Consider the following 10,498-nt stretch of genomic DNA (forward strand, 5'->3'; position numbering starts at 1 on the left):
AGTTGTGTATAAGAGACAGGCTCGGGTCGGCGCCCCGGGGGACGGGAGCGGGAACCGGGAACCGGGGGTGTGGGGTCCGGCCCGCTCCCCCGGCTCATCCACCGATGCCGGCCTCGGCGCACTCCTCGGCGAGCTCGGCGGTGCAGATCTCGTCGGCGGTGTGGAAGCCGTCGGCGATGACCGTCTCCTCGATGTTGTCCACGGTGACCGTGACCGGGGTCAGCAGGACGCCGGGGACACCGTCGGTGGTGGGGCTGTCCACGCTGTCGGGGGTGAGGTCGGAGAAGTCCTCGCCGTCGAGCAGGCGCACGGCGATCTCGGCGGCGATCTCGGCCTGGGGGATCAGGGCCTTGTGGACGGTGAAGGCCTGCTCGCCGGCGATGATCCGCCGGAGGGCGGCGAGTTCGGCGTCCTGGCCGCCGATCGGGACGTCCTCGACGCCGGCGCCGCGCAGGGCGTTGACGATGCCCGTGGCCAGACCGTCGTTGGCGGAGTACACGGCGTCGAACCCGTCGGTGCCCAGTGCCCGGACGGCGGAGGTGACGGTGTCCCGGGCGATGTCCGGGTCCCAGTCCTCGATGTCCTGCTCGTAGACGATCTCCACGACCGGCTCGAGGATCTCCAGGGCTCCGGCCCTGAAGAGGGCGGCGTTGGGGTCGGTCGGCGAGCCGTTGATCATCATGACCCGGGCGCCCTCGGCGTCGTCCCCGAGGGCGTCGAGCAGGGCCCGACCCTGGAGGCGGCCGACGGCCTCGTTGTCGTGGGAGACGTAGGCGTCGACGTCGCCCTCGGCCAGCCGGTCGTAGGCGATGACGGGCACGCCCTCCGCGGCGGCGTCCTCGACCCATTGACCGGTCGCGGCGGCGTCCACCGGATCGAGGATGATCACGTCGACCCCCTGCGTGAGCATGGTGTCGAACTGCTGCTTCTGCCGGGCGGTGTCCGCGGCGGCGTTGTCGTAGGTGACCCCGCAGTCCCCGCACAGCTCGGCGATGGTGGCCTCGATGACCGGGCGGTCGAACGCCTCGTACCGGGTGGTGGTGGTGTCCGGGAGGAGGAGGCCGATGGTGCGGTTGCCGTTCCCGCCGTCGTCGCCGTCGCCGTCGTTCCCGTCGTTGCCGTCGCCGGCCTCACCGCAGGCCGTCAGCGCGGCCGCCAGTGCCAGGGTCGCCGTGCCGATCACGGCACGTCGCGGATACGTCCGCATGATGTGTTCGCCTTCCGCCGGGGTCGCGGCCCCGCGGCCCGACCGGGATGAGCCGACCGCGCCCCGTCGGTGCGGTCGACAACCGGACCAACCTTCAACCGACGGGACGTCGGCGGCGGGTCGGCTCCGACCTACGCCTTCATCCGACGAACGCGGGATCCCCATTTTCCGGACAAAGCTCCTCCGGGGAAAGGTCATGCCCCGTCCTTCCGTCGGAAGGGCACCGTTCGGCCTCCCGGGCGCGCCGTCCGTCCCGCGCGGCCCCCGGCCGGGTGCCGGGGGAAGGCCGCCGGGCGGGGCTCAGGGCTGCCGGTAGCCGTTCACGGCGCCGAGCAGCACCCCGTCGCCCATCTCCCGCAGCACCAGCGCCAATGCCCCCAGTACCTCGGCCCGACCGCCCAGGGCCCCCGGTACCAGGGTCAGGCGACGCGCCGCCGAGGGGATGGCGTACCGGCTCACCGAGTCGCGGATCGGCCCCAGCGCGAGCTCCCCCGCCTCGGCCAGGTCACCGCCGAGCACCACCCGGGTGGGGTTGAGCAGGTTGCACAGTTGCGCCACACCCTGGCCCACGTTGCGGCCCACGTCCGCGATGACCCGGCGGCAGCCGGGATCGCCCTCGCGCGCGAGCTGCACCACACGGGGCATGGTCAGGTCGGTGCCGTGGTTGGCGTGCAGGAGCGGCAGGACGTGTCGGGCGGCGGTGAAGGTCTCCAGACAACCGCGGTTGCCGCAGCGGCACACGGGCCCCGACTCGTCCAGGGTGATGTGCCCGATCTCCCCGGCGGTGCCGCCCGGGCCCCGGTAGATCCGCCCGTCGATCACCAGACCGGCACCGACGCCGCTGGCCACCTTGATGTAGGCCAGGTCGCGCACCCCGCGCCCGCTGCCCCACACCAGCTCGCCCAGGGCGCCGAGGTTGGCGTCGTTGTCCACGTGCACCGGGACGCCCAGCCGCTCGGCCAGCTCCTCGCGCGGGTTGATGCCGCGCCATCCCGGCAGGATCGCCGTGGAGCCCAGGGTGCCGGTCTCCACATCGATCGGCCCGGGGACCCCCAGGCCGACCCCGATGGTCTTGTCCCGGTCCACCCCGGCCATCGCCAGCAGTCGGGCGACCAGTTTCTCCGCCCGGGAGAAGCCCTGGTCGGCGGAGGAGTCCACGTCGAAGGGCTCGGCCTCCTCGGCCAGCACCTGGTGGGCGAGGTTGCCCACCGCGACCCGCAGGTGGGAGTGGCCGAAGTCCACACCGACGACGATGCCCGCGTCCGTGGAGAGCGAGACGCTGCGGGCCCGCCTGCCGCCGGCGGAGGTGGTGCGCACGTCCACCGTGCCCAGGTCCCGCAGTTCGCGGACGATGTTGGAGACCGTCGCGGCGGACAGGCCGGTGGTGCGGGCGATCTCCGCCTGCGTGAGCGACCCTGCGGATCGGACGGCCCGCACCACCCGTTCCAGGTTGGCGCGGTGCAGTGACGACTGCGAGCCCGGAGTCTCCACGACCCTCTCCCAGCGTGTTGGTTGTCCCCGGGCGGACTCGTCCCGGGGTCCGCCGGCCGCCCACGAGGAGGGAGACGGCACCGCGACCACTATATGAACTGAGGATCGGCCCCGGGAAAACTCCGGCTGAACCGGTTCCGGTCCGGTCGGTCGCCGGCCGGCCCCGGGACGTGGGCGGATGTGCCCGAAGGTGTCCGCTTCCCGGCTCCCGGTGTCCGTTCGGTGCCCGAACGGTGTGCTCCCGGTGCCCGCCGGCGCGGAGGGGGAGACACGGAGGACGCCCGGTGCCCCCGCGCCGGGAAGGGGCTCGGGGGCACCGGGCGGGTCGGGGCGGACACCGGGCGGGTCGGGGAACCGACCCGCCCGGTGGTCATCCGCGGATCACCCGTGCGTCATCACCGGCGGATCAGCGAGCGCAGCACGTACTGCATGATCCCGCCGTTGCGGTAGTAGTCCGCCTCGCCGGGGGTGTCGATGCGGACCACCGCGTCGAACTCCACACCGGTGTCGGTGGTGACCTTCACCGTCTCCGGGACGCCGCCCTCGTTGAGCGCGGTGATGCCGGTGATCGAGAAGGTCTCCTCACCGGTCAGCCCCAGGTCCAGCGCCGAGGCGCCCTCGGGGAACTGCAGCGGCAGCACGCCCATGCCGATCAGGTTCGAGCGGTGGATGCGCTCGTAGGACTCGGCGATGACCGCCTTGACGCCCAGCAGCGCGGTGCCCTTGGCCGCCCAGTCGCGGGAGGAACCCGAGCCGTACTCCTTGCCCGCCAGGACCACCAGCGGGATGCCGGCCTCCTGGTAGTTGCGGGAGGCGTCGTAGATGAAGGAGACCGGCCCGCCCTCCTGCGTGAAGTCGCGGGTGTAGCCGCCCTCGGTGCCCGGCGCGATCTGGTTGCGCAGGCGGATGTTGGCGAAGGTGCCGCGGATCATGACCTCGTGGTTGCCGCGGCGCGAGCCGTAGCTGTTGAAGTCACGGCGCTCCACACCGTGCTCGGTGAGGTACTGCCCGGCCGGGGTGTCGGCCTTGATGGCACCGGCCGGGGAGATGTGGTCGGTGGTCACCGAGTCGCCCAGCTTGGCCAGCACCCGGGCGCCGGTGATGTCGCCGACCGGCTCCGGGTCCATGCCCATGCCCTCGAAGTACGGGGGCTTGCGGACGTAGGTGGACTCCGGGTCCCACTCGAAGGTGTCGCCGGTGGGCACCGGCAGGGAGCGCCACTGGTCGTCACCGGCGAAGACGTCGGCGTAGCTGCCCGCGAACATCTCCTGGCCGATCGCGGAGGCCACGACCTCCTCGACCTCCTGCTCGGAGGGCCAGATGTCGGACAGGTGCACCGGGTTGCCCTCGGTGTCGATGCCCAGGGCGTCGCGGGTGATGTCCACCTTCATGGACCCGGCGATGGCGTAGGCGACCACCAGCGGCGGGGAGGCCAGGTAGTTCATCTTCACGTCCGGGTTGATCCGGCCCTCGAAGTTCCGGTTGCCGGACAGCACCGAGACCACGGCCAGGTCGTGCGTGTTGACCGCCTCGGAGACCTCGTCCGGCAGCGGGCCGGAGTTGCCGATGCAGGTGGTGCAGCCGTAACCGACCAGGTTGAACCCCATCTTGTCCAGGTAGGGGGTCAGGCCGGCGCGGTCGTAGTAGTCCATGACGACCTTGGAGCCGGGCGCCAGGGTGGTCTTGACCCACGGCTTGCGGGTCAGGCCGCGCTCCACCGCCTTCTTGGCGACCAGGGCGGCGGCCACCATGACGTACGGGTTGGAGGTGTTGGTGCAGGAGGTGATCGCCGCGACGGTCACCGCGCCGTGGTCGATCTCGTAGGTCACGCCGTCGGGAGAGGTGACGGTGACCGGGTTGCTCGGCACGTCGCTGGAGACGGCCGGGGCGTCGGAGGCCGGGAAGGACTCCTTGCCCGCCTCGTCCAGGTCGGTGTCGTCCACGTACACGCGCACGTCCTGGCCGAACTGCTGGGCGGCGTCGGACAGGGCGATGCGGTCCTGCGGACGCTTGGGACCGGCGATGGACGGCACGACGGTGGACAGGTCCAGTTCGAGGTGCTCGGAGAAGTCCGGCTCGGCGGCCGGGTCCAGCCACAGGCCCTGCTCCTTGGCGTACGCCTCGACCAGGGCGAGCTGCTGCTCGCCGCGGCCGGTCAGCCGCAGGTAGTTGATGGTCTCGCCGTCGATCGGGAACATCGCCGCGGTGGAGCCGAACTCCGGCGACATGTTGCCGATGGTGGCGCGGTTGGCCAGCGGGACCGCCGCGACGCCCTCGCCGTAGAACTCCACGAACTTGCCGACCACACCGTGCTTGCGCAGCATCTCGGTGATGGTGAGCACCAGGTCGGTGGCGGTGGTGCCGGTGGGCAGCTCGCCGGTGAGCTTGAAGCCGACCACCCGCGGGATCAGCATGGAGACGGGCTGACCGAGCATGGCCGCCTCGGCCTCGATGCCGCCGACGCCCCAGCCCAGGACGCCCAGGCCGTTGACCATGGTGGTGTGGGAGTCGGTGCCGACCAGGGTGTCCGGGTAGGCCCGGCCGTCGCGGACCATGACCACGCGGGCCAGGTGCTCGATGTTCACCTGGTGCACGATGCCGGTGCCCGGCGGGACGACCTTGAACTCGTCGAAGGCGGTCTGGCCCCAGCGCAGGAACTGGTAGCGCTCGCGGTTGCGGCCGTACTCCAGCTCGACGTTCTGGCGGAAGGCGTTGGCGGTGCCGAACTTGTCGGCGATGACCGAGTGGTCGATGACCAGCTCGGCGGGGGCCAGCGGGTTGATGCGGGCGGGGTCGCCGCCCAGCTCCTTGACCGCCTCGCGCATGGTGGCCAGGTCGACCACACAGGGTACGCCGGTGAAGTCCTGCATGATCACCCGGGCGGGGGTGAACTGGATCTCCCGGCTCGGCTTGGCGGAGGCGTCCCAGCCGCCGAGCGCGCGGATGTGGTCGGCGGTGATGTTCGCGCCGTCCTCGGTGCGCAGGAGGTTCTCCAGCAGGACCTTCAGGCTGTAGGGGAGGCGGGCGGAGCCCTCCACCTTGTCCAGCCGGTAGATCTCATACGACTCGTCGCCCACCCGCAGCGTGCTACGGGCGTCGAAGCTGTTCGCCGACACGACAGACTCCTTCGGTGCATGACTCGCGCGTCCTGACGCCATCCTGCCGCGCGCCGCACGCCCGTGACCGGTAAGGCAAGCCTTAGTCGCCGGCGCGTGGCGCGCCCGGGACGACGCCGCGGGGAGGCGGGGCGGGACGGTGACGCGCCCCTCGACAAAATATCTCGATGTCGAGATAACTCTAGTACATCCCCGCCGCCCGGTCATGCGCCGGGGGCGCCGTGTGACCCCCGGCGGGGATCGGGCGGCGCGGACGGGCCGGAACGGGCCGACCACGGCGTCCCCGGGTCCGGCACGCCCCCCGTATCCCTCGGTGGAAACCCGCCTCCGCACCGCGGAGGCCCGGCGAGCCGCCCGGCCCGGGCCCCGGAGATCACGGGGCGAAACTCCGCGCCGGTCGGGGTCTCCGACGACTCGATCCGGGTTCTCGACCCCACCGGGGAGCGGATCGACGACGGCTCGGTGACCGGCGGCTCCGGCGCGTACGCGGTGGGCCTGGGATCCGATCTTCCCGACGGCACCTACACCGTCGTCTGGCAGGTGGTCTCGGCCGACAGCCACCCGGTGGGCGGGGCGTTCACCTTCTCCATCGGGGCGCCCTCCCCCACCGCCGCGCCGGTGCCGGAGACCGTGCCGGGCGGCGGCCTGCCCGGCTTCCTCTACGACACCGCGCGGTGGACCGCGTACGCGGGGTTCCTGCTGCTGGTGGGCGGCTCCGCCTTCGTGCTGCGGTGTCGGCCCGAGGCGGCGGGGTTCCGCCCGGTGCGGCGGCTGATCGTGCTGGGCTGGACGCTGATGACGGCGGCCTCGCTCGCCCTGCTGGTGTTGCGCGCCCCGTACCTGTCGGGGGAGATGGCGGACCTCACGCGGTGGTCGGCGGTGCGGGACGTGGTGACGGAGGGGTGGGGGACCGCCCTGGTCTCCCGGCTGCTGCTGCTCGCCGCGGCGGGGATGTTCCTGGCGGTCCTGCTGGGCACCTGGGCGCGACTGACCGCCCCCGCCGGACAGGGGGCGCCCGTCCCCGGACCGGGGGCCGTGCGCGGAGGCGACGGTGCCGGGGGGAGCGGTGCCACGGGCGACGGCGGGGACAAACGCGGGGACAAAAAAGAGGACGCCGGCGGGGACGGCGGCGACGCGGGGGGTGACGGGCCGGACGACGCCGGGCGCCGGGAGGCGGCCCGCCGCGACCTCTCCTTCGGCCTGACCGTCGGCGGCGGCATCGTGGCCTGCGGCCTGGCCGCCACCTGGGCCCTCTCGGAGCACGCCTCCACCGGTCCGCAGACCTCCGTCGCCATCCCGATGGACATCGTCCACCTGCTGGCCGCCGCCGTCTGGCTGGGCGGCCTGGCCACCCTGGCGCTGCTGCTGTTCCGCGACCCCGGGCTGCCCCGGGAGACGGTGCGGCGCTTCTCCCGCCTGGCGTTCGGCAGCGTGGTGCTGCTGGTGATCACCGGTGTCTACCAGTCCTGGCGCCAGGTCGGTTCGGCCGACCTGCTCTTCTCCACCGGCTACGGGCAACTGCTGGTCACCAAGGCGGCGCTGGTGCTGTTGCTGCTGGTCGTGGCGGGGATCTCGCGCCGCTGGACCGCGCTTCTGACCGACCCGGAGCCCACCGCCCCGGAGCCCACCGCCCCGGGCGGGGGCCCGGGGGGCGGCACGGGGGGCGCCGAGCCGGAGCCGGCCCTCGTCGGCGCCCCGGCCGACGTCAACCCACCGACGGACCCGGCCCGGGCGGCCCAGCTCGCCCGTCAGCGCGCCGCCGTCCAACGCGCCGAACGGCACCGGGCGCTGACGGCCGACCCCGAGCGGGCCGGTCTGCGCCGCTCGGTGCTGGTGGAGACCCTCATCGCGGTGGTCGTGCTGGTGGTCACCACCGCCCTGACCGGCACGCCCCCGGCGCGCACCGCCGCCGACGCGCCGGCGGAGGCCGGCACCGTCGCTCCGGCGGAGGGGATCACCCTGGAACTGCCGTTCGCCGCCGGCGGTCCGAACGGCACCGGCACCGCGCTGGTGGACGTGGAGCCCGCCGTCACCGGCGAGAACGTCCTGCACGTGCGCACGGTGGACCCCGACGGGGAGCCGATGTCGGTGGAGGAGGTCCGGGTGGCGCTCGTACTGCCCGCCGAGGACATCGGCCCGCTGCGCTTCGAGCCGCTGCGGGTGGACACGGACCACTGGACGGTGACCGACATGCAACTCCCGCGCCCCGGTGAATGGGGACTCTCCCTGACCATCCGCACCTCGGAGATCAACCAGGTCACCGAGACCGACATCCTGCCCATCGGCTGAGGCTGATTCCGTGAACCTCCGCAAGACCCGTACCGCATCCGCCGCACACGGCACCACCGGCACCACCGGTCCCACGACGCATCCCCCGACCGAACCGGCCGCTCCCCCGCCCGGGGGCACCACCGACGGCGACCGGGCGGCCCGGAGCGGCGTCTCCCGACGCCGCCTCCTCGGCACCGCCGGCGCCGCGGGCGCCGCCGGGCTCGCCGTCGGGGCCGGCGGCGGACTGCTCGCCGGCACCGGTGACCGGACGGCGTCCGGGAACCCCGACGTCCCCGGCGGCACCGCGCCGCTCTCCTCCGTCGGCGCGACCCGTCTCGACTTCCACGGCCCCCACCAACCGGGCATCCTCGGCCCCGCCCGGGCGCACGGCGAGCTGCTCGCCCTGGACCTGCTGCCCGGCACCGGACGCGGCGGGGCCGCGGCCCTGCTGCGCCGCTGGTCCCGGGCGGCGGAGGCGATGATGGCGGGCGAGGCCCCGGACGCCGACAACGGCGTCGCCGGCGGCACCGGTCCCTCGGGTCTGGCGATCACCTTCGGCTTCGGCCACGACTTCTTCGACGCGGTCGGACTGGTCGACGCCCGTCCCCGGGCCCTGGACCCGCTGCCGGAGTTCTCCGCCGACGCCCTGGACCCGGAGCGCTCGGGCGGTCACCTGTGGATCCAGGTGGAGGCGGACGACCCGACCGTCGTCTTCCACGCCGTGCGCACCCTCCAACGGGCCGCCGCCGACACGGCCCGGGTGCGGCACCGGACGGCCGGGTTCAACCGGGCGCCCGGGGCGGCCTCGGGGGAGTCGGGCCCCCGCAACCTGATGGGGCAGATCGACGGCACCAACAACCTCCGTCCCGAGCAGGAGGACTTCGCGGACCGGGTGTTCGTGCCCGCCGACGGGGATCCCGCCTGGATGGCGGGCGGCAGCTACGTGGTGGTGCGGCGCATCCGGATGCTGCTGGACCCCTGGGAGGAGCAGCCGCTCGAGACGCAGGAGCGGATCCTGGGGCGCCGCCGGGCGGACGGCGCGCCGTTGACCGGCGGCGGGGAGACCACGCCGGTGGACCTGGCGGCGGTGGACGAGCGGGGCCGCCCGGTCATCCCGGCCGACGCCCACGTGCGGGTCTCCGCGCCGGAGAGCAACGGCGGGGCGGCGATGCTGCGGCGCTCGTACTCCTACCACGACGGTTTCACCGGGGACGGCTCACCCGACGCCGGTCTGCTGTTCGTCTGCTGGCAGGCCGACCCGATGCTCGCCTTCGTGCCGGTGCAGCGGAAGCTGGACCGGGGGGACGCGCTCTCGGCGTTCATCCGGCACGAGGCGAGCGGTCTCTTCGCGGTGCCCGGCGGCGCCGAACCCGGCGGGTACGTCGGGCAACGCCTGCTCGAAGGGTGAGATCGGGAGGGCCGGGGCGCGGGCGAGCCGCTACCGTGGCGGCATGACTGCCGGCCGTTACACGTACCTGGGCCCGGAGGGCACCTTCACCGAGGCCGCGCTGCGCACCCTGCCGGAGGCCGCCACCAGGGAACTGGTGCCGATGCTGTCGGTACCGGCCGCCCTGGACGCGGTGCGCACCGGCGAGGCGGGCGGCGCCCTGGTCCCGATCGAGAACTCGGTCGAGGGCGGCGTCACCGCGACGGTGGACGAACTGGCCTCCGGTGAGCCGCTGTTGATCTACCGCGAGGTACTGCTGCCGATCGCCTTCGCGCTGCTGGTGCGCCCCGGCACGGAGTTGGAGGCGATCAAGACGGTCACCGGGCACCCGGTGTCGCAGCCCCAGGTGCGGCGCTGGCTGGAGCGGAACCTGCCGGACGCCCAGTGGGAGTCCGCGGCCTCCAACGCCGACGGGGCGCGGTTGGTGCAGGAGGGACGCTTCGACGCGGCGTTCGCGGGGGAGTTCGCGGCGGCGACGTACGGGCTGGAGCCGCTGGTCACCGACATCCACGACGCACAGCACGCGACGACCCGCTTCGTGCTGGTCGGACGGCCGTCGCGGCCGGCGGCACCGACCGGGGCGGACAAGACCTCGGTGGCCCTGTGGCTGCGTTCGGACCGGCCGGGCGCGCTGCTGGAGGTGCTGCAGGAGTTCGTGGCGTGCGGGGTGAACCTCATGCGGATCGAGTCGCGACCGACCGGTGAGGGCATCGGCCGGTACTGCTTCCAGATCGACTGCGAGGGGCACCTGGCGGATCGACGGGTGGGGGAGGCCCTGATGGGTCTGCACCGGCTCTGCTCGGAGGTGCGCTTCCTGGGATCGTACCCCCGCGCGGACGGGGTGCGGCCCGCTCTCCAGCCCGGTACCACGGACGGGGACTTCGTGGCGGCGGCGGAGTGGGTGCACCGCAGCCTGGACGGCCGGCCGGAGGGAACCCGCCCGCCGCGCTGAGTCCCGTCCCCCAC

At 73.5% G+C, this 10,498-nt stretch carries 6 protein-coding genes; 3 read left to right on the plus strand and 3 right to left on the minus strand.

Features of this window, described 5'->3' with window-relative positions; all coding sequences use genetic code 11:
• Positions 1–94 precede the first annotated feature (94 nt).
• The 3 genes from FOE67_RS07150 to acnA form a co-directional block, all read right to left on the minus strand.
• Positions 95–1,207 (minus strand): sugar ABC transporter substrate-binding protein, encoded by a 1,113-nt coding sequence (locus tag FOE67_RS07150; RefSeq protein WP_182661627.1) that lies wholly within the window; start codon positions 1,205–1,207, stop codon positions 95–97.
• A 300-nt stretch (positions 1,208–1,507) separates the two neighbouring features.
• A complete protein-coding gene (locus tag FOE67_RS07155; protein ID WP_182661629.1) occupies positions 1,508–2,698 on the minus strand; it encodes an ROK family transcriptional regulator in 1,191 nt (396 codons plus the stop codon).
• A gap of 395 nt (positions 2,699–3,093) precedes the next feature.
• Positions 3,094–5,814, minus strand: a complete 2,721-nt coding sequence (gene acnA / locus FOE67_RS07160; RefSeq protein ID WP_323384409.1) for an aconitate hydratase AcnA — start codon at positions 5,812–5,814, stop codon at positions 3,094–3,096.
• 96 nt (positions 5,815–5,910) lie between these two features.
• On the opposite strand from acnA, the gene FOE67_RS30290 reads away from it, so the two are divergent.
• The 3 genes from FOE67_RS30290 to pheA are packed head-to-tail and all read left to right on the plus strand — an operon-like array spanning position 5,911 to position 10,484.
• Positions 5,911–8,103, plus strand: coding sequence for a copper resistance CopC/CopD family protein (locus FOE67_RS30290; RefSeq protein WP_182661633.1), 2,193 nt, complete (start codon positions 5,911–5,913; stop codon positions 8,101–8,103).
• Between the two features lie 10 nt (positions 8,104–8,113).
• On the plus strand, positions 8,114–9,493 hold the full coding sequence (efeB, locus tag FOE67_RS07170) for an iron uptake transporter deferrochelatase/peroxidase subunit (RefSeq protein ID WP_182661635.1): 1,380 nt from the start codon (positions 8,114–8,116) through the stop codon (positions 9,491–9,493).
• A gap of 43 nt (positions 9,494–9,536) precedes the next feature.
• Positions 9,537–10,484 carry a prephenate dehydratase gene (gene pheA, locus FOE67_RS07175; RefSeq protein WP_182661637.1) on the plus strand — a complete coding sequence of 316 codons (948 nt, stop codon included), beginning with the start codon at positions 9,537–9,539 and terminating at the stop codon, positions 10,482–10,484.
• Positions 10,485–10,498 lie beyond the last annotated feature (14 nt).

Origin of the sequence: Streptomyces calidiresistens (genome assembly GCF_014141525.1) — a bacterium.
GTDB classification, from domain to species: Bacteria; Actinomycetota; Actinomycetes; order Streptomycetales; family Streptomycetaceae; genus Streptomyces; species Streptomyces calidiresistens.

Excerpts from the sequence above, each read along its gene's own strand:
- FOE67_RS07150 (WP_182661627.1), bottom strand. The coding sequence starts at position 1,207 with ATGCGGACGTATCCGCGACGTGCCGTGATCGGCACGGCGACCCTGGCA.
- pheA (WP_182661637.1), top strand. The coding sequence starts at position 9,537 with ATGACTGCCGGCCGTTACACGTACCTGGGCCCGGAGGGCACCTTCACC.